The organism is Funiculus sociatus GB2-C1 (assembly GCF_039962115.1).
GTDB lineage: Bacteria > Cyanobacteriota > Cyanobacteriia > Cyanobacteriales > FACHB-T130 > Funiculus > Funiculus sociatus.
In genome coordinates, this window is the sequence record NZ_JAMPKJ010000028.1 from 52428 (window position 1) to 74903 (window position 22476).

The window sequence follows — 22476 nt, forward strand, 5'->3', positions numbered from 1 at the left end:
CAATTCCCATCCTATTACTTGCTGATTGTAGTGGGTATCTGCACAGTAAATGTAGTCCAACCATCGGAGCTTTTTACCTGAATAGTTCCTTCTAGTTTTTCCACTAACTGATGCACCAAAGCCAAACCTAATCCGCTTCCACCTTGTTTCCAAAAATCAGCATTAGGAACCCGATAAAATTTATCGAATATTTTAGGTAAATACGCCGGCGCTATTTCGGCTTGATTAGCAATCTTAAAAATAACTGTTTTCGTTGAGTTGCTTTCTCTAGCAAAATCATTCAACTCGACGCTGATGGAAATTTCTCCATATTTTGGCGTATATTTACACGCATTATTGACCAGTTCTCTCAATATCTGTTCCAGACACACGCGGTCTGAGGTAATGGGGGGAAGGTGGGGAGGAAGATTAACTTTGAGGATTTGCTGACGCTGTTCTATACGTAATTGAAAAGGCTCGATTATATTAGATAACCAATATTGTAAAATTAAAGTTTCTAAGGATGCTTCCTGTGTTTCCGATTCTAATCTTTGCCAATCCAAGATATTATTAACCATATCTATCTCTCGGACACATTCGGCTTCTAATAGCTTCCTGTAGTACTGTTTTCGTTCTTCGTTAGGGATAACTTCTAACATTTGGATCATCATCTTCATATTTGCCAGAGGCGCACGCAGTTCGTGGGAGACTGTAGCCAGCAAATTATTTTTCTTAACATTTAAGTCTTGGAGTTCTTGGATTTTATTTTGCAGATTGGTAACGGCTTCTTGTTTTTTCAGACGAATAGCGATCGCTTCTAACAATTCCGCCCTGGTAAATGGCTTAGTCAGATAATCATCAGCCCCCAACTGCATCCCTTGGCGCAAGTCTGCTCTATCCGCTTTAGCTGTGAGAAAAATGAAGGGAATCATTGCTGTAGCCTTATCTTGGCGCAATTTATTTAGCACAGCGTAACCATCAAAATCTGGCATCATAATGTCGCAGATAATCAAATCGGGTTTGTGAACGGTGGCAAATTTTACGCCCACATCACCGTTTTCTGCACCGATAAACTCAAACCCTTCAGCCTTCAACAGAAGGCGCAGGTTGTTTCTAACTGCTGGCTCGTCTTCAATCACCAAAATCTTCTTCACAGGTCTAACTCCTCAGTTGGTTATGCACCGGAAGACAGACTCTAAAAGTTGTGCCAACTCCAACTTGACTGGCTAACATAATCCTACCCTGATGTAAATCTACGCACCTTTTGACAATTGTTAACCCTAAACCCGTACCAGTAATATTAGTAACATTGGTAGCCCGGTGGAAAGGCTCAAACAATCTGCTTTGATCTTCTACCGGAATGCCGCAGCCTTCGTCTTGAATTTGAAAAGTAGCCTCTTCATTATGGTAAGCGAGTTCAAAACGAATAGCTCTCCCCTGGGCTGAATACCTAATAGCATTCGAGAGCAAATTGCTCAGGATTTGCCGCAACAGTTTTTTATCTATGCAAGCCATGAGGACAGGATATTGGCTGACAAAGACAATTGTGTGTCCAGCATCTGTAAGTTGGATCTCGGCGATCAAGGCGCGGCAGAACTCTACTAGCTCCAGGGGTGCCGGATTAAACTCTAGTCTACCTGCTTCTGCTTTACCTATCGTTAGCACATCATTTAACAACTGGTTCATGTGCTGCACAGAAGATTGAATCAAATGCAGTTGTTGTAGTCTTTCCTCTGGACTCCATTGTTCGCCGTAATATTCAAGTAGTTCGGCGGAAGACAAAATCACGCTCAACGGTGTGCGGAACTCGTGAGAAGTTATGGAGACAAAGCGAGATTTAAGTTCGCTGAGTTCTTTTTCTTTGTTTAAAGCATTAATAATTTCTTCTTCTGCCCGTTTGCGCTCGGTTATGTCTATGCACGATCCGATGTAACCAGCAAAGCTACCATCGGGTGTATTGCGTGGGATACCCATATCAATAACCCAACGATAATTACCATCAGCACGCCTGAGGCGGTATTCCGCCTGCACTTGTTTGCGGTCATGGAAGGCTGAATAATAGGTGTCTATAAAACTATATAAATCATCAGGATGTATGCTTTCCATCCAACCGTTGTTTAATTCTTGTTCGAGGCTGCGTCCAGTAAAATCTAGCCAAGCTTTGTTAAAAAATGTACTAACACCGTTAACCTCTGCCACCCAAATCATTGCAGGTACAGTATCAGCCATAGTCCGGAAGCGTTGTTCACTCTCGCGCAAAGCTTCTTCCATCTTTTTGCGCTCAGTCACATCGAGAACTAGAGACAGCAGTGATACTAATTTGCCTGATTCATCTAATAGCGCTGAATTGTACCATTCGCAATAAACAACTGAGCCATCCTTGGTGTAATTGCGATTTCGCGATACATTACGTTGTTCGCTGCTGTCGATTAAGCGCGCCATCGTGCTATTAACAGCTTTTATATCAGAGGCAAAGATAAACTGCCATTTATTCGGACTTAATCCTAGAACTTCGTCGCTATGCCAGCCGAAAACTTTTTCGGCTTCCGGCGACCAACGGGACACACGAAAGTTTGAATCCCATTCTATGACTGCTAAGGGCGAATTTTCAAAATGAAAGTTCAGTCTTTGGAGTGCATCACGCAGCGCTTGTTCGGTCTGTTTTTGAGTTGTGATCTCACGAGAAACAGCTAATACTGACTCGACTGAATTATCACGATTAAATTCAGGAACGAGACGAGATTGATAGTATTTATAACCGTATTGCATCGGGAAATTCCATTCAATAATACATTCTTCTTTGGTGTCTAAAACGTGTTGAATACTCTGTTGAAAGTAAGTGGAAGTTTCTGGGGGTAATTCTAACTCTGAAGGCTTTTGACCGATAGTTGTTTGTGGCGAGATTCCCATTGACCGTTCTACAGCTGAGTTGATGTAAAGATGGCGAAATTCACGGTCAAATCGGGCAATGATGTCAGGAGAATTTTCAGCTAATGCTTTGAATTCTTGTTCGCGGCGGTGTAGTTCTGCTTCGGCAAGTTTGCGTAGCGTAGTTTGCCGTAGGCTTTCGCTTATATCTTCTACTGTGCCAACATGACCGATGAGTTCGTCTTGATCTGAAAACATGGGGGATGAGCGAACGTGAACCCAACGCACGATTCCCTCTCCTACAAGCAGGCGAAACTCTGATGCGTATTCTCTGCCTTCACGAGTATATGCTAACCAGTCGGAGAAAACGCGATCGCGTTCTTCCGGATGAACAAAGTGCAACCATCCTTGTGCTAAACTCTCCTCAAAAGTGCAGCCACAGATAGCTTGATAACAGGGGTTGGTGTAGGTACAGTTACCGTAGATATCTGTTAAAAAAATCCCCACAGGCGAACAAGCACTCAAACAGCGAAACCGTTCTTCACTTTCTCGCAACGTATCCTCTAATAGCTTGTGTTCTGTAATATCGCGGCTGAAGCACCGTGCATGAATAAATTTACCGTCTTCCCATAACACATTTGAGTCAATAAGAACATACTTAATTGAGCCATCTTTACAACGAAGTTGAGCTTGATAGTTATGCAGCGTTTCATTTCTACTTAACCGTTCCAAAATGTCATTAATTACTTCAGGATCGGCGTGGAACTCGCTAATATGGTGTCCTAAATATTCCTCTCGCGTGTATCCTAGAAGGTTTAGTTCAGCTTGATTCACCCGCAGAATCTTCCCATCTACTCCTACCCAGTGCAAACTCACAGTAGCATTCTCGAAGAAATCAGAAAGTTGCTGTTCGCTACGGCATAGTGCTGACTCCGCCTGCTGACGTTCCATAATTTCTTGCCGCAGTTGATTGTTAGCTTCTCTTAATGCAGCAGTACGTTTTTCAACTCTAATTTCTAGATTTTCATTAGCTTGCTTCAGTGCAGCTTCAGCAGCTTTGCGCTCTGTAATATCGCGGGAATTGACAACAATGCCTGCTACAAATGGGTTAGTCAGCAAGTTGCTAGCAGTTGACTCAAGCGCACACCAAGATCCGTTTTGATGTCGCCAACGGTACTCTACCGTTAAGGTCATCCCTGGATTTTCAATGAACTCATGGAAAATTTTAATTATATTACTAACATCTTCTAGATGAATTAAATCAAAACAATTTTGACCTATCAAATCTTTTGGTTTGTATCCTAAAATTTTTTCAATCGAGTCGCTTTCATATTGAATGATTCCATCTCTATCAAGAATTGTGATAATATCCGAACTATTTTGAATCAGGGAACGGAATTTAGCTTCACTTGCAGCCAGTGCTTCTTCAGCCAACTTACGCTCAGTAATCTCTGCGGAAATACCAAGAATGCCGATCAAATTCCCTTCCGCATCGTGAATAGGCGCGTTATTAACCATCACTGGGAAGCAAGAGCCGTCTCGACGTTGAATTAGAAATTCTCCTGACCAACTCTCACCAAGCTGTAAGCGAGACATAATCTCAAATGCTTGCTCTTTTGAGACCTGCGCCGGAGTAATGTTAATAATATTTTGTCCTAATACTTCCGCTGCTAACCAACCGTATAATGTCTCAGCATATCGGTTCCAATAGATGATTGTGCCATCTAAATTAGTTGCGATAACTGCTTGTCCAACTGCATCTAATAGACGCGATTGAAAGTATATTTCTCTTTCAGCAGCGTTGGAAGCCGGAATCTCTTGCCCAATTACAATGACTCCAGAAGGTACGCCTTCGGTATTCATTAAACGGGTAAAGTTGCAATTTAATATGCGTTTACGTCCATCACGGCTCAAAATTACATTTTCAAAATCTTTGGAGGGTTCTCCTGCTAGTATCTTATTTATATTAGCAATGACGGTAGCCCGAACCGTTTCAGGTAAGAAGAAATCAACATAGTTTTTCCCTATAACTTCTTCCCTTTTCCAGCCATAAATACATTCGGCTTGAAGATTCCACTCGACAATTTGATAGCTGAGTGACAGGCAAATAATTACGCTTCCAGCAGTCTGAATCAGAGAACGAAACCTTGGCTCGCTTTCACGCAGAGCATCAGATGCTCGCTGATACTCATTGAGTTCAGTTTGCGCCTGTTGAAGTTGTTGTTGAAGTTGCAAGAGTGCAGCGTTTAAGGAAGTGATAACTGCCCTCTGTTCTACTGTGCGTTCCCGTACCTGTTTTTCTAGTTCAGTATTGTAGTAATGCAGTAGTTTAGCTTTTTTGGCTTTTAGCTGACGGATTAATTGTGGCTTTAGCGTAGCCTGTACAGAGCGTACTTGCCTTCTCAATCTAGGCATATTTTTCTGAGTTTTTTATCTACATTGTGTCAAAGTTAACCTTGTGACGACCTGAGAAGCAAGAATAGACTTCTTGCAATCAGCCCTGAACTTTAGTTCGGGCTGAAAACTCAATAGGACTTACGCACTTGGAACCAGGAAATCAATTTCCTGGCTAAAAGCCCAAGTCAGTTGAAACTGACTAAAAAGCCTCAAACCAACCCATTGAAATGGGTTTGAGCTTTGAGCCGGAACTTTAGTTCATGGCAAGTGGGTAAGTTATGACTCAAGTTTGTTAAAACAAACTGAAATGCTTGCTTTATATGCGATCGCGCAAGCTGGGTTCAGAGTGACTTTCAGAGGCTTATCAGTTTTTGGTATTTTCGATTTGCCTTACCACAGTAAGGGCTGAATAACTAACGCCTGCTGTACCTTCGCCGGGATGGGTGGAGTCTCCCACTAGCCACAGATGATTGACAGGTGTACGATTGGCAAAGCCAAAGGGGCCGAAGGTGGAAACTCTTTGACCAATACCGCCAACAATACCGCGATCGCGACCTGTGAAATTGGCAAAGGTGCGGGGTGTAGCGGCTTCTTGATGCACAATAGTTTCCGGTTTCAGGTGGAAGAATTGCCAAAGGTGTGCGATCGCATCCTCAGTATACTTTCGCTTCAGTTCTTCATAATCCTCGCATTGCCACCAATTTCGGGTATCAACGAAGGAAGACGCGATGATAGTGGCTTTCCCCTCTGGTGCGCGACCATCGAACGGGTGGCTAACTGAAACAAATAAAGAGTTATTCTCCCCAATCGGGCCATCATAGTCATAAAGAAACTGCAAGTGAGGCGGACATCCTGGGGGAATAGCGCTCTCATCTACACCCAGATACACCACAAACGCTCCCGATGAGGGGGGAAGTTTATCTACTCGACGACGATATCGATTTTGGATTTTGGACGAATCGATCGGATTTTGGATTGGGAATTGGGGAAATGCTTGTTGTGTTTCTGTGTCCAACAGCTGCATCAGATTTTGCACAGTGACATTGGCTACAACATGGTCGGCGGGTTCTGTCCAAACTTCGTTGGTTTTTTGATTGCGAATGACGACAGCAGTAGCTTTACCATTTGTGGTGTGGATGCGTTCTACTATGTGGCGCATCAACAGTTTGCCACCGTCTCGCTCTAAAGAGGAGACTAAGCGATCGCTCAAAACCTGCATACTACCCTTTAGATGAAATAATCCCTGCGGTTCCTGGGAAACACTCAAAGCTGTTGCTGCGTATAACAAAGCTGTACTTTGAGCATCCACCTGGGAATAAAGCTTTAGCTGCAAATCCAGAAACGTCCTCAAACGTTGATTATCACCCAGTCCGTATAGCCGCAGCGCATCCCCCACCGTCAAAAAAGTGTAAGGCAGAGTAATCAAAGTACCCGGACGAACTGCTCTTGCCAGTTGCCACAAATCCCACAAATTTCGCGGCGGTAGCACCGGATCGCGAGATTGAAACGCCCAACTTGCTTTAAAAAGAGTTGCCAACAGTTCCCAAAACGGTTCGCTTCCTGGAAACTGCCGAGTTCGTTCAAGCTTCCACTTTTCGGGGTTTCGCCAAACATTAATCGGTGACGTTTCTCCCGGTAGATACACTGCACAAGCTGGATCGCAAGGTGTCGCCGCGGGTAGTTCAATTTCTAACTCATTAAAAATCCGGTGATGAATTCCCCCCGGTTCCAGTCCAGCAACTTGCGTAGCTCCCACATCAAAGGTAAATCCTTTGCGTTTAAATGTGGAAGCACATCCCCCAGGCACCAGCGCTTGATCCAAAACTAATACTTCGTAGCCTCGACGAGCAAGTAACGCCGCAGCTGTCAAACCACCAATTCCCGCACCGATAACGACAATGCGATCGCTTGCCATAACATTATCTTTTACATTTCTTCATACTACTTAATCATATGAGCAAACCTGGGTAATTTCCATAACCTTATCTTTACCCAAACTTTATAAGCTGTTGGGTAGCCTTACAAAAGTGAAATGGTATAAGTTATTAGCGATCGCATCCAACAAACCCAGATCAACTTAATATCGCGTTTCTCAGTTGTGTGAAATACATCAGAATAACCTAACCCCCAACCCCTTCCCTACAAGGGAAGGCGAGTAAGAATCAAAGCCTCTCTCCTTGTAGGAGAGAGGTTTGGAGAGAGGTCAGAGTGTACCCCATCCAACAGACCCAGCTAAACTTAATAGTAAATTACATTAAGTTTAGTTTTCCTGCTAGCGAAGCTACCTACCTTTACTCTGGTTAATCGGGATTTCAATCCAGAACTCAGTTCCTTCTCCTACTTCCGAGAAACACTTCAGGACTCCGCCGTGTTTCTCAACCACAATTTGATAGCTGATAGATAAGCCCAATCCTGCCCCTTTGCCAACAGGTTTAGTAGTAAAGAAGGGGTCAAACAGCTTAGGTTTCACTTCTGGGGAGATACCTGGGCCGTTGTCTCGAATCCGAATCACTACACGAGGGTTGTCGTCATTTGCTAAAACCTCAGTGCGAATCTTAATAGAAGAGATTGGGAGTTCGGTGCTAAAAATTGGAGGTTTTTGGTATCCCCGTACAAAACTCGGCTGCAAATTTTCTATAGTCCTAATAGCTAAATTCTGATAGCTGTACTCCTCCAGCGCATCAATTGCATTGGCGATGATATTCATAAATACCTGATTTATCTGCCCACCATAACACTGCACGAGGGGCAAATCTCCGTACTCTTTGATCAGCTCAATTCCCGGATTTCCCAGCTTTGCCTTCAGTCGATGCTGTAAAATCAGCAGCGTACTATCTAGCCCTTCGTGAATATTAAGTTGCTTGCTTTCCGCTTGATCGCTGCGAGAGAAGTTCTGCAAGCTAAGGACAATTTGGCGAATGCGGTCTGCTCCCAGTTTCATCGACGACAGCATTTTAGATAAGTCTTCTCGCACGAAATCTAAGTCAATACTTTCCTGTTGAACTTGGATTTCTGGTACTGGCTGAGGATAATAATGCTGGTATAGGTGTAGCAAGTGCAGCAAATCTTGAGTATATTGATCTGCATAAGTCAAATTGCCGTAAATGAAGCTGACTGGGTTATTAATTTCGTGAGCAACACCTGCAACTAATTGCCCCAAACTAGACATTTTTTCACTTTGAACCATTTGGGATTGAGTGTTTTGCAGCTTTTGCATTGCTGTTTCCAACTCAGTCGTTTGTTGTCGTAGAAAAGCAATTAATTGCTTTTGTGCAGCTTCCGATTGCCGCAACGCCTCAATAGCTTGCTTGCGCTCCGTAATATCTTCGGAAATGCCCAGTAAATATCGCGGTCTTCCTGATTCGTCGAGAAGCGGTATTTTCCTAGTGAGAAATATTCTTAAACCTCTATGTTTGGTCTGAATTTGTTGTTCGGAAATATCCAAAAGTTTTTGTTTTCCCAGCACTCTGCGCTCGTGAGCTGTTAACAAATCAGCTTGTTCTTCTGCAAATAAGTCGTAGTCATTTTTGCCGATTACATCTTCTTTCAAATAGCCAGTTATTTCTTCGCTGGCTTTGTTGCAGTAGAGAAAGCGCAGGTCATTAGCTTCTTTGATGAAAACCCCAATTGGCAGGTTTTCTACTACAGAATTAAGGAAATTTTGGAGATGCCGCGTTTCTTCTTCTGCCTGCTTGCGCTCTCTAATTTCACTTTCTAATTTTTGATTAGTCTGCAATAGCTCTTCGGTGCGCTTTGCTACCAAAGATTCTAAATTGGCGTTTACTTTGAAAAGATCAGCATTCGCCTGCTCTAGCTGGTCTTGGGTATCTGCGAAGACCCCTTGCTCCTCGCCGAATATGGAGTAGTAACGCCTCAGAGCAATTAAGGTTCCAGCGGCTAGAACAGTTATTAGGTCAATGCTTGCTTGAATTGCAAAAATGGTTGAGGCGCTTTGATGTCCGCCTACAGCTAGGGCCACGTGGGCTGAATGTCCAACGCCGCTGAAGAAAACTGCGATAGTTGCTAGTACAAGAGGATTGCTGAGTAGATGCTGCCTTCGTATAAGACCCTGAAATATTAAGAAGGCAATTGTATAATAACACGCGGCAATAAAAGTGTTTGTACTTAGATAAAGTACACTCAGCATCAGTAAAACTTACTCCTGTTAGGATAAATTCTAGTTTCAATCTAACTAACTAGCAAGAGTATCTGTCTAGAGATTGAGAAAAATGTAAAAGTTTTTGGTTACTTTAAAAACGGGGAATTAAAAAAAGTAGTTTAAAGATAGGGAATTTCATATTTTTAAAGTAGGGAAAGATAGGATAAGTGGCAAATTCATTTAAAATTCTGTGAGAAATAAAATAATAATTATTTATTTTGAATAGCTTGAGGAATTGAATCAGAGGAGAAATATGGTTGCCTTGCAGAAGCGATCGCTATCCCAAAACCTGAGATAGTTGGCACGGGGACGCTGCCCCAGACTGGTTAAAATAAAAAAAGAAACAGTAGAACAACACATGACCTCAACCCTGTTCAAAATCGCACCTGCACCCGCTCCTACCCTGCACAAGTTGCCCAACGGTCTAACCATTGTGGCTCAGCAGATGCCTCTTGAGGCTGTGAATCTCAACATTTGGCTAAACGTCGGCTCATGTGTTGAGTCAGATCCCATCAACGGAATGGCTCACTTTTTGGAACACATGGTTTTTAAAGGGACACCGCAGCTAAAAAGTGGGGAATTTGAGCTACTGATTGAACAGCGGGGTGCGGTGACAAACGCAGCTACCAGCCAAGATTACACTCACTACTACATCACATCTGCCCCTAAAGATTTTGCCCAGTTGGCACCATTGCAGCTGGATGTGGTACTGAATCCCAGCATTCCAGATGATGCCTTTGAAAGAGAGCGATTGGTAGTTTTAGAAGAAATTCGCCGTTCGGAAGATAATCCCCGTCGCCGCACTTTCCAACAAGCGATGGAGGTGGCATTTGAACAGTTGCCTTACCGCCGTCCGGTACTGGGGCCAGCATCGGTAATTGAGCAGTTGACGGCGCAGCAGATGCGCGATTTCCACGCCAGCAACTATCAACCCCAGGCGATGACCGCGGCAGTAGTGGGCAATTTGCCTGTAGAAGAATTAATTGAAATAGTGGCAGAGGGATTTTCCACACTCGGTAGTCAGACAACAAACAACAAACAACAAACAACAAGCAACCCTGAAGCAGCGTTTAAAGAAATTGTGCGGCGCGAGTATGTTGACGAAAGTGTACAACAGGCGCGGCTGGTGATGGTTTGGCGAGTGCCAGGATTAAAGCAACTGTCCGAAACTTACCCGCTGGATGTGTTGGCGGTGATTTTGGGACAAGGCCGGATGTCGCGACTGTTTAGGGATTTGCGAGAAGATAGACACCTGGTATCGCATATTGGGGTGAGCAATATGAGCCAGCAGCTTCAGGGAGTATTTTATATTGGGGCGCAGTTACCTCTGGAGAATGTGGCAGAGGTAGAAGCAGCGATCGCGCAGCACATCCGTACCTTACAATCTGAGCTAGTAACCGAAGCTGAGATGTCCCGCGTCCGGACACAAGTGGCGAATCGGTTTATTTTTGGGAATGAATCGCCAAGCGATCGCGCTAACTTGTACGGTTATTATCATTCTCTAATGGGTGACTTAGAGCCAGCTCTAACTTACCCGGCGCGAATTCAATGCCTTGATGCTGAAGACCTTCGCATAGCTGCTCAACAGCATCTCTCCCCAGATGCTTACGGTGTGGTTGTCGTTAAGCCAGCATAATTTTTTCTCACCGCAAAGAAGAAACCCTCTAGCTACGCAAAAAGGGTTTCTTCTTTGCGTAGCGGTAATGTAGTAAAGTGTTACAGCAGTCGCTAAGGCGATTAGAACACAGCCAAATACTGAAACCTTTGCCAGTCAATCTTTTGAAGTCGATAGTCTCCAGAAAAGCCTGTGTCAGTAATTCAGGTCAACGGAATTGATTTGTACTACAACATTCAAGGTTCCAGCGAAAACGAGTCATTACTGCTGATAGCGGGGTTTGACAGTGACAGTTCAACTTGGGCTGCAATGATGCGATCGCTAGTTAAGCAGTATCAGGTGCTTCGCTTTGATAACCGAGGAGTTGGGCAAAGTGAAGCGCCAAACAGTCCTTACAGCATCAAACAAATGGCGGCTGATGCAGCCGCGCTGTTGGATTACTTGAGCATTTCTCAAGTCCATGTAGCAGGTCATTCAATGGGTGGACAGATTGCTCAAGAACTGGCTTTGGCATATCCAGAAAAAATCCAAAGTTTGATACTCCTCTCATGTTGGGCAAAGGGAGATGAAAAGTTTAATTCACTCATCAAATTGTTTGGCGACTTGACACAGAAATTAGAGGGAAGGCTTTATCAGAGGGTTCTCTTACCTTGGCTGTTTACCGATGCGTTTTACTCGATTCCAGGGGCAATGGAACAACTCATCACCTTGATTGAAAATCAACCATTTGGGCCGACACCTCATGGACTATATCACCAAAGCCGAGCTATTCTTGACAGCGATACCAGCGATCGCCTTGCAGACATTCATTGCCCTACACTCGTTATTGTTGGGAAAGAAGACCTGCTTACTCCAGTCAGATTTTCGGAGCAACTAGCTCAAGGTATGCCCAATGCTGAACTAGCTATCCTAGAGCAAGGTGGTCACGCCTTTGTGGTAGAGTCGGCGGCTACTGTAGCGAAGGTCATGCTTGATTTTCTGGCGAAGCATAGACAACGCATCCTACGGATGGGCTGAGTCGGAGCCAGGGGATTAGTGGTTAGCTGTTGCCTCGGCTGTTAGTAAGCCAGTAGGAAATCATGCTGATCGGGTACAGGCGATCGCACTTTCAGGAGAAGTCTTCCCTCTCACCAAAGCATCACTCTTAAGGCGGATTCTTCTCAGGGAGTAACTCGGCTTGAATGGAGAAGACCGTGTATGCATACGGATGGCTCTTTATGAAGCGCGACGCCACAGGCAAGTTTGTTAGCAATTGGAACTCGGAGACAAAACAAAGAGTTAGCGTATCTCTGACCAATACAGCATGGCGATCGCTTGATCAAGAAGCTCATAAACGAGGAATTTCTCGCTCTGAAGTCATTGAACGCTTTGCCCGCACTCTTGAAAGCGAACAGTTGCTCGCAGCCCAAGAAACTGAGGGCAAGGTGGCAATGATTCTTGAAAGCATTACGGATGCGTTTGTCGCCTTCGATCGCGACTGGCGCTACACCTACGTGAATCAGGCGGCGACTAAAATTCTGCACAAAATGCCAGAAGAGCTACTGGGAAAGCACGTTTGGAACGAGGTTTTTCCTGAGTTGGTCGGCGGAATTGCATATCGGGAACTACATCGGGCAGTGGCACAACAGGTTCCTGTTTCCTGGGAAGAATTTGGGGAACCTGTCCAGTGTTGGTTAGAGGCAAATGCCTATCCCTCTACAGCAGGGGTAGCCATTTATTTTCGAGATGTGACCGCTCGCAAGCAAGCGGAGGCAGAACGAGAACAATTGTTGCATGAGCTTGAAATTGAACGCGCCCGATTTGAAGCCGTTTTGCGACAGATGCCTGCTGGAGTCATGATTGCCGATGCGGCATCTGGTAAATTAGTTCTGGCTAACGAACAAACCAAGCAAATTGTTGGGTATGGCTATGAACAGTTGCTTGAGCTTGAAGACTATGCAGCCATTATTCCATCTGAAATCTTTCGCTTAGATGGTCAACTCTATTCGCCTCATGAGTATCCATTGGCGCGATCGCTAAAAACAGGTGAAGTTGTTACCAACGAAGAGATAGCAATTCATCGAGATGATGGTAACTGCATTTTCGTTAACGTCAACTCAGCACCAATTTTAGATAACCAGGGGCAGATTGTTGCAGCTGTTGCTATCTTCCAAGACGTGAGCGAACAGCAAGCTGCGCTACGCGAACGCCAACGTGTAGAGCAAGCCTTACGCGAGAGCGAATCGCGGCTACGAGGATTATTGGAGGCGAATCTCATTGGCATTATTGTTGGCGATTTTCAAGGCAATATTCTGGAAGTCAACGAGGCTTGGCTTGCCACTTTAGGTTACACGCGAGAAGAAGTTTTATCGGGAGAGGTAAACTTCCTGGAGATTACTCCACCGGAGTTTCGGCATTTAGACGAGCAAGCAATGGCACAGATGAAACAAGTTGGTCGCCATGCGCCGTTTGAGAAAGAATACATTCGTAAAGATGGTCGCCGAGTTCCCGTCTTGGTGGGAACTGCCTATTTAGGAGGACCCAACAATTTAGGTGTAGGCTTCTTAATCGACTTAACAGAGCGCAAACGCTTGGAATCAGAACTGCGGCAGCGAGAGCAACAGTTCAAAATGGTGGCTGAAAATGCCCCGGATATTATTAGCCGAATTGATGCAGAGTTTCGCCATCTTTATGTCAGCCCTTCTATAGAACTGGCAACAGGTATTCCATCAGAGCAATTTCTTGGCAAGACTGATGCCGAGCTAGGAATGCCGGAAGAAATCTATGGTGTCTGGTATGACAGTTGGCGGCAAGTCTTTGCAACAGGCTCCGAACAGACGATTGAATTTAAGTTTCCGACTTCTTATGGTGGTCGATGGTATCAGTCGCGTATTGTCCCTGAATTTGCTCCTGATGGCTCCGTGGAAACGATACTGAGTATTGCTCGTGATGTGACGGATTACAAACAGGTTGAACAGTCATTACGAGAGAGTGAAGAACGCCTGCGATTGGCACTGAGGGCGGCTCAGATGGTTGTCTGGGATATGGATTTAAAAACCAATCGAGTAGTCTGTTCTGCTAATGCTCTAGACGTTTGGGGTCTTCATGAAGGGACGGGAGAAGAGTTTTTTGCGCTCATTCATCCAGACGATCGACAACAGGTGCTCCAAACGGCGGCAGGGGCAATGGCTGGAGAACAGCCCTACGCACCGGAGTATCGGGTAATTAGTCCAGACGGCGTTGTGCGCTGGATCAACAGTCAGGGGCGAGTCTATCTGGATGAGACGGGGCAAGGAGTTCGCATGATTGGCGTTTCGGTTGATATTACAGAACGCAAACAGATAGAAGCAGAACGCGATCGCCTTTTAAAACGAGAACAGGCAGCCCGACAGTCAGCAGAAACCGAACGCAAGCGGTTGCATCACATCCTGATGCAATTGCCTGCCATGATTGGCATTGTCAAAGGCTCCGATCTTGTGTATGAATTTGCCAATCCAACGCTTCTGCAAGTGGCTGGGCGCACTCCAGACATGATCGGGAAATCAATGCGGCAGGTTTTCCCGGAACTAGAGGGGCAAATTTACGTTGAAGCGGTCAAGCGCGTTTACCAGACAGGAGAACCGTTCGTTCGGCATGAGTCACCGGCTTACTGGGATCGGAACGGCGATGGTGTGTTGGAAGAAGCATTTTTCAACTTCATCTTTCCAGCTTGGCGAGATGCTGAGGGAACGATTCAAGGGGTATTGCTTTATGGTATTGAGGTGACAGCCCAGGTACAGGCTCGGCAACAGATTGACTCACTGCTAGCAGAACTTCAGGACAAGGAGAGACAGCAGCAATTCCTGATCGAATTGAATGACGCGATTCGTGCCATTCAAGACCCCAAGGAAATTATGTGGCAAGTGGTTTGTTCCACAGGGCAACACTTCCAAGTCACTCGCTGTACCTACGGTGAAATTGATTCTACTCAGGAATACGTCATCGTCGATCGCGACTATTGCAATGGTGTCATCAGCATCGTCGGTAGCCATCATATGGATTCATTTGGCCCTGAACTTATTGCTGAGTTGAAGCAGGGCAAAACTATTGTCGTAGATGATGTTGATCGCGATCCTCGGACTGCCGGATCGGGGAGTGCTACCTTTGACGCAATCCAAACTAAATCTCTCCTGTGTGTTCCATTGGTGAAAGAAGGGCGATTTGTTGCAGTGTTAGTGTTGCACCATGTCTCTGTTCGCCACTGGACGGAGGAAGATGTGGTGCTAATGGAGCGAATTGCTCAAAAAACCTGGCTAGCCGTGGAGCGATCGCGCTCAGAGGAGGAATTGCGAGAAAGTGAAGCTCATCTGCAACTCGCTCTGAAGGTTGGACGCATGGGAACGTGGGACTGGGACATGCAGACCGATGCCTTGCTTTGGTCAGAAGGTCACTTCACGATACTAGGGCTAAAACCAAATGAGTGCGAACCGGGCTATAAGGTTTGGGCAAGTCGGGTTCATCCTGATGACCTAGCAGAAGCTGAGGCAAAACTTCAGCAAGCCATAGCTGACATGAAGGAGTATCACCATGAATATCGCCTGCGTTGGTCAGATGGCTCCATTCACTGGGTCGAAGCGAGAGGGCAGCTTACTTATGATAGTCAGGGAAATCCCAAGCATTCGATCGGAGCCGTCATTGATATCACAGAACGCAAGCAAGCGGAACAGGAACGAGAACAACTACTAGAGCGCGAACGCATTGCCCGTTCTCAGGCAGAAGCCGCACAGCACCAATTGGCAACTATTTTTAATACATCCCCGATTGGACTTGCCCTGTTAGATGCCGAGCAGCGATTTATTGCCATCAACGAAGCCTTAGCAGAAATTAATGGATTAACCCGCGAACAACACTTAGGACAATCCATTGCAGAACTTTTTGGCCAGTCCGATCCTCAATTAGTTGAAGTCTTTGATCAGATTTACGCCACAGGGAATCCTTTCATTTCACCAAACTTTGCGGTGAATGTTCCTGGACGCAGCGATCGCCGTCCCGGTTACTACAACGTTTACTATCTTCCGACTGTTAACTCAAATGGTCAGGTAGAAGGGGTTCTAGTCTATGTAGTCGATGTGACTGAGCGCGTCAGATTAGAGCTTGCCCAACACTTTCTCTCTGAGGCAAGTGCCGTGCTTGCCTCCTCCCTCGATTATCAAACGACTCTAGAGCGAGTCGCGCAGCTTACAGTGCCGGAATTAGCGGACTGGTGTACGGTTCACATGATAGAAGAGGATGGTGCGATCGCGCAGATTGCAGTGGCTCACATTGACCCTGCCAAACTGGAATGGGCATATGAAATTAGAGACAAGTATCCTCTGAACCCGGATGACCCTCGCGGTGCTGCATTGACCTTGCGAACGGGGCAATCTGACTTGATACCCGATATTCCCGATGAGTTACTGGTACTCTCAGCGCGTGACGCAGAGCATTTAGAGATTCTGCGGCAGGTTGGATTCAGATCTGTAATGACGGTGCCACTACGAACTCAGGCACGAATTCTAGGGGTCATTTCCTTTATCTGTGCCGAATCTGAACGACAGTACACCCCAGCAGATTTGCAACTAGCAGAGGAATTAGCGCGTCGTGCTTCTTTGGCGATCGACAATGCTCAGTTATACCGGCAGGCTCAACGCGATCGCGCAAAAGCAGAAGCCGCTAACCGGATTAAAGACGAATTTTTAGCCGTATTGTCCCACGAGTTGCGATCGCCCCTCAATCCGATTCTGGGCTGGACAACATTGCTCAGAACTGGGCGACTCGATGCCACAAAAACCCAGCAAGCCCTGGAAACGATCGAACGCAACGCCAAGCTGCAAGCGCAATTAATTGAGGACTTGTTGGATGTTTCCCGCATTCTGCAAGGAAAAATGACGTTAAACGTCGCTCCTGTGAATCTAGCAGCAATGATAGAAGCCGCCCTGGAAACGGTACGACTGGCAGCCGAAGCCAAACACATTCAAATCCAGACTATATTTAATCCGATTTCAGGAACGGTTTCAGGTGATACAAATCGCCTCCAACAGGTCGTCTGGAACCTGCTTTCCAATGCTGTGAAGTTCACCCCAAGTGGAGGACGAATCGAGGTGCAACTAGCGCAAGTTGGTACGTATGCTCAGATTCAAGTCAAAGATACTGGAAAAGGCATCAGTCCAGACTTCTTACCCTACGTGTTTGACTACTTCCGTCAAGAAGATGGCACAACAACCCGACAATTTGGCGGATTGGGATTGGGACTGGCGATCGTCCGTCACTTTACCGAACTGCATGGAGGAACCGTTCAAGCAGACAGCCTAGGACAGAACTTAGGGGCTACATTTACCATCCGGCTACCGTTAAACATCGTAGAGCCGGAACCCACTTCTGATGACAGGCATCCAGAAAGTGCGACAGACTTAGCAGGGGTTTATGTCTTGGTGGTGGATGACGATGCAGATATGCGGGAGTTGGCAGCATTCACCCTAATGCAATCTGGCGCACAAGTTACGACTGCCGCTTCGGCTACACAGGCGTTGACTCTTCTGAATCAATCTGTCCCCGATTTGCTGTTATGTGACATTGGGATGCCAGAGATGGATGGCTATTCCCTGATTCGGCACATTAGAAAGTGGTCACCTGAAAAGGGAGGTATGATTCCTGCGATCGCACTTACTGCCTATGCTGGAGAGATCAATCAGCAGCAAGCCTTAGCTGCCGGATTTCAGGTGCATATCTCCAAGCCTGTCGAACCTGAGGAATTGGTAAAAGCGATCGCCCGTTTGCTTAAACACTGAAGGACTTAGATTTTAGGCAGGTTGTATCTTGATTCCCTCAAAATAACTGACACAATAGGTAAGTAGGCAGGACTCACCACAATGAAAGTTGATCGTACAAACTCCTTGAATCATCGACAAGAGCTTACCATAAATTTTACTCAGGAGTTTTGTGCGGACTGCCAAGTGAGCGGAGCACGATTTGCGGCGATCGTAGATCATATGGCTGAGGCATTCATTTCCATTAATTCACAGTGGCACTGCACCTATGTCAACCGTAAAGCAGAACAGCTTTTAAATAGGAAGCGGCAAGACCTAATCGGCAAAAATATATGGGCAGTATTTTCGGTCGAGCCTACCTCTGAGCTATATCAGCATTGTCATCGAGTAATCGTAACGCAAACTGCAATCGAGTTTGAAGAACACTATCCCTCACTCAACAAGTGGTTGAAAATTCGCGCAATTAAGAGTGAAGATAGCTTACTCCTTTACTTCCAAGATACGACCCAAACATCTCAAGCCGAGCAACAATTGAAAGCCGAAATCGCCAAGTGCCAGCAGGTGGAAGCCACTCTTCAGAAAGAACAGGACTTTTTGAAGGCAATTCTAAACAACGTTCAAGCAGGCATTGTGGCTTGCGATGCAGAGGGCATATTGACTGTATTTAACCAAGCAGCTAAAGATTTTCATGGATTACCTCAACAGCCAGTTCCACCGGAGCAATGGGCTGAGTATTATAACTTGTATTTGTCCGACGGCAAAACACCCATGAATACAGAGGATATTCCCCTGTTCCGGGCATTGCAAGGACAGAACGTTCGTGATGTGGAAATGATGATTGTTCCGCAGCAGGGAACTGCCCGAACGCTGTTAGCAACTGGACAGGCGATTATTGCCGCCAACGGCGAAAAACAGGGTGCTGTTGTCGTGATGCACGACATTACACAACGCAAGCAGGCAGAAACTGCTCTGCGCGAGCGTGAAGCGCAATTATCGAGCATCTTCCAAACTATTCCTGATGGCATCACCATTCTAGATTCTACCGGACAGATTATTGCCGCAAATAGGGCAGCAGAGAGGATTTTAAGATTGACTCGCAGTAACATTGTGGAGCGAGACTATAACGATCCATCCTGGTTCATTACAACCGTGGATGGTCATCCTTTCCCAGAAGATGAACTGCCGTTCGCGCGGGTGATGCAAACAGGTCAGGCTATTTATGGCATTGAACATGCCATTAACCATGCCGATGGCACCCGCACGATTCTCTCGATCAATGCTTCCCCTTTGTTAGACGAAGAAGGGCAAATTATCAATGTCATTGCTGCTTTAAGCGACATTACTGAGCGCAAGCAAACCGAAGAAGAACGAGTACAGCTTGTTCAAGAACAGGCAGCCCGTGCCGTAGCAGAGAATTCTCAGCAAAAATCAGCATTTTTAGCGCAAGTGAGTGCTGTTCTTTCTTCTTCACTGGAGTATGAACAAACCCTCCAAAGCGTTGCAAAGCTGGCAGTTCCTTATTTTGCAGATTGGTGTAGTGTCGATCTGCTGAATGACGATCGCACAATCAGTCGTGTTGCAGTTGCTCATTCAGATCCCGAAAAAGTGAAGTTGGGCTGGGAGTTGGCTCAACGCTTTCCCAGACATCTCGATGATGGGTATGGCATTACTAAAGTCATGCAAACAGGACAGGTTGAAATTGGGATTGAGATTAAAGATGAACAGTTAGTTGCCACAGTGCCGAATGCTGAATACCTGGAAATCTTACGTGGAGTTGGGTTAAAGTCCTGCATTATTGCACCGCTACAGGCACGCGGGCGCGTGTTGGGTAGCATTACCTTTGTGTTTACTGAATCCGATCGCCGCTATCGCCTGGAAGACATTGGCCTGGCTGAAGATTTGGCTGGGCGAGCAGCAATCGCCATTGATAATGCTCGTCTCTATAAGGAAACACAACAAGCGAAATTAGCCGCCGAACTCGCTGCTAACCGGACGGCTCGACTGCTGGCGGTGATGACGGCTTTGTCTGAATCGCTAACCTCGGCTCAAGTGGCTCAGGTGATTATTGAACAGGGAATGTCCGCACTGGGAGCGAGTTCTGGTTTGGTTGCCGTATTAAACCAGGATGCAAGCGAACTGGAGATTATTCAAGCGATCGGGTATGAGCACGTAGGAGAATTTCAGCGCAGTTTTTCAATTCATGCGCCCTATCCTCTCGCAGAAGCTGTGCGAACTGGGCAACCTGTTTGGGTAGAAACTATTGAAAACCGAATTGCCCGTTATCCTCATTTAGCCCAAGCTTATGCCAAGGCTGGTTCAGAAGCCTGGATTTCAGTGCCATTGTTGATTGAAGGACAAGCCGTCGGTGGGCTATCGCTGAGTTTTTCGACCGTTCCCCGACTTTCCGAGAGCGATCGCGCTTTCGTTTTGGCACTGGCACAGCAATCGGCGCAGTCGATCGACCGAGCACGGCTCTACGAATCAGAACGGCAAGCACGGGCACAAGCAGAAGCGGCTAACCGAATTAAAGATGAGTTCTTAGCTGTCTTGTCGCACGAATTGCGAACTCCGTTGAATCCGATTCTGGGTTGGACTCGACTGCTGCGAAGGGGAACCCTCGATTCCAGCAAGACGGCGACAGCTCTCGAAACGATTGAACGCAATGCTGAGCTACAAGTTCAACTGATTGAGGACTTACTGGATATTTCTCGTATTCTGCAAGGCAAGCTGAGTTTGGACTCTACTCCAATTAATTTAAAAACAACTGTTACAGCCGCGATCGAAACAGTGCGTCTAGCCGCAGAAGCGAAGAACATTCAAATTCAAACTCAGCTTGAATCGACTGGGGGGGAGGCGTTAGGAGATGCTGCCCGATTGCAACAGGTTGTCTGGAACCTGCTCACCAATGCCATTAAGTTCACCCCAGCCGGAGGTCGAGTTGAAGTTGAGCTAAAAACGATTGATTCCTATGCTCAAATTCAAGTCAGGGATACGGGGAAAGGGATTAAGCCAGAGTTTATTCCCTATGTCTTTGACACGTTTCGACAAGCCGATAGCAGTATTACTAGAACATTTGGTGGGTTAGGGCTGGGATTAGCGATCGTGCGTCACCTCGTTGAGCTACATGGTGGCACTGCCAAAGCCGAAAGTTCTGGAGAAGGGCAGGGAGCAACATTTACCGTCACTCTTCCGTTGTTAGCCAGGAGAAATGATGCAAACAGTGACCAGAAGGACAATCTATCACTCAATGCTCACACTTCACCCTTGGCTAGATTATGTATCTTGGCAGTCGATGACGAAGTAGACAATTTAGAGTTAGTTCAATTTATCTTGGAGGGAGCGGGAGCCACCGTAATCTGTGCATCTTCAGCAACAGAGGCGCTACAACAACTTGATAAATCTAAGCCAGATATTTTGATTGCTGATATTGGAATGCCACAAATTGATGGCTATATGCTGATTGGTCAAATCAGACAACTATCCCCAGAGCAGGGAGGACAGATTCCCGCGATCGCACTTACTGCCTATGCTGGAGAAATCAATCAGCAGCAAGCCTTAGCTGCCGGATTTCACAGGCATCTTTCCAAGCCGGTTGAGCCGGAAATGTTAGTGCAGACAATTGAGCAATTGCTTCATCGAATTGGGTAAGGCAGAGTATTAGACATCTGCGGGAAATTAAGATTCAGCTACCTCGCTACAAGAATCTCAGGTTAATTATCGAAGATGTCTTTTGAGTATAGTGTGGGAGGATGTCACGTCTTGAGGACTAGCCTAATGCTGCTTGGCATAGATTTAGGAACAGGGTCTGCTAAGGCATTGCTCCTAGCGACAGACGGAACCACTATAGGTGAAGCATCAAGCTCTTATCCTGTTCATGCACCCCACCCTGGATGGGCTGAGTCGGAACCAGGGGATTGGTGGTTAGCTGTTGCAAAAGCTGTTAGGCAGGCAGTGGGAAATCACGCTGATCAAGTACAGGCGATCGCACTTTCAGGGCAAATGCACGGTGTTGTCCTAGCTTCGGAGTCGGGTCAGCCCCTGCGTCCTGCTATCCTCTGGGCAGATACTCGTAGTGCCACGCTTAGCGCTTATCATTCGCTCGATGCCGCTATTCTAGAGCGCTTGGGCAACCCGATTACGGCTGGAATGGCGGGGCCAACTTTGTTGTGGCTACGAGAACACGAGCCTACTGTCTACACCGAAGCGCGTTGGGCACTCCAGCCAAAAGATTGGCTACGGTTACGGATGACTGGAGAAGTTGCAACCGAACCCTCTGATGCCAGTGGTACTTTGCTTTACGATGTTGTGTCGGACAACTGGGCAGAGGATGCAATCTCAGCCCAAAATCTACGTTGCGATTGGTTACCAAAAATTATCCCCTCTAGTGCGATCGCCGGCTACCTGACGGCTGTTGCTTCAGAGCATCTTGGCTTAAGAGTTGGCTTACCCGTTATCGCGGGTGCTGCGGATACCGCAGCGGCAGCACTTGGTAACGGACTACTACCTGGTTTAGTTCAACTAACCATCGGCACAGCCGCTCAAATCATTACACCTCGCTCCCAACCCATTATCGATCCTCAGGGTCGTACACATCTCTATCGAGCCGCCGTACCTAACCAGTGGTACACCCTTGCAGCCATGCAAAATGCGGGGTTAGCGCTGGAGTGGGTGCGAGGTATCCTCGGCTTGAGCTG

At 46.3% G+C, this 22476-nt stretch carries 8 protein-coding genes and 2 pseudogenes; 6 read left to right on the top strand and 4 right to left on the bottom strand.

Annotation, left to right across the window (positions count from 1 at the left end):
• Positions 1-14: 14 nt before the first annotated feature.
• From NDI42_RS14885 to NDI42_RS14900, 4 genes are all read right to left on the bottom strand, one after another.
• Positions 15-1133, bottom strand: coding sequence for a hybrid sensor histidine kinase/response regulator (locus NDI42_RS14885; RefSeq protein WP_190458559.1), 1119 nt, complete (start codon positions 1131-1133; stop codon positions 15-17).
• Between the two features lie 4 nt (positions 1134-1137).
• On the bottom strand, positions 1138-5262 hold the full coding sequence (locus tag NDI42_RS14890) for a PAS domain S-box protein (protein WP_190458561.1): 4125 nt from the start codon (positions 5260-5262) through the stop codon (positions 1138-1140).
• Between the two features lie 346 nt (positions 5263-5608).
• Positions 5609-7159, bottom strand: coding sequence for a C-3',4' desaturase CrtD (gene crtD, locus NDI42_RS14895; protein WP_190458563.1), 1551 nt, complete (start codon positions 7157-7159; stop codon positions 5609-5611).
• Positions 7160-7525: 366 nt separating this feature from the next.
• A complete protein-coding gene (locus NDI42_RS14900; RefSeq protein WP_190458565.1) occupies positions 7526-9391 on the bottom strand; it encodes an ATP-binding protein in 1866 nt (621 codons plus the stop codon).
• Between the two features lie 370 nt (positions 9392-9761).
• On the opposite strand from NDI42_RS14900, the gene NDI42_RS14905 reads away from it, so the two are divergent.
• The 6 genes and pseudogenes from NDI42_RS14905 to NDI42_RS14925 form a co-directional block, all read left to right on the top strand.
• Positions 9762-11039: a M16 family metallopeptidase gene (locus NDI42_RS14905; RefSeq protein WP_190458567.1), complete on the top strand. Its 1278-nt coding sequence runs from the start codon at positions 9762-9764 to the stop codon at positions 11037-11039.
• A gap of 171 nt (positions 11040-11210) precedes the next feature.
• Entirely contained in the window at positions 11211-12035 is an 825-nt protein-coding gene (locus NDI42_RS14910) for an alpha/beta fold hydrolase (protein ID WP_190458569.1), read from the top strand.
• 413 nt (positions 12036-12448) lie between these two features.
• A pseudogene (locus tag NDI42_RS28920) lies at positions 12449-15694 on the top strand (PAS domain S-box protein); the annotation flags it as partial.
• 78 nt (positions 15695-15772) lie between these two features.
• A pseudogene (locus tag NDI42_RS28925) lies at positions 15773-17803 on the top strand (hybrid sensor histidine kinase/response regulator); the annotation flags it as partial.
• Positions 17804-17884: 81 nt separating this feature from the next.
• Positions 17885-21430: a PAS domain S-box protein gene (locus NDI42_RS14920; RefSeq protein ID WP_190458573.1), complete on the top strand. Its 3546-nt coding sequence runs from the start codon at positions 17885-17887 to the stop codon at positions 21428-21430.
• A 126-nt stretch (positions 21431-21556) separates the two neighbouring features.
• A partial coding sequence (locus tag NDI42_RS14925) for an FGGY family carbohydrate kinase (RefSeq protein WP_242017787.1) occupies positions 21557-22476 on the top strand: 920 nt, incomplete at its 3' end.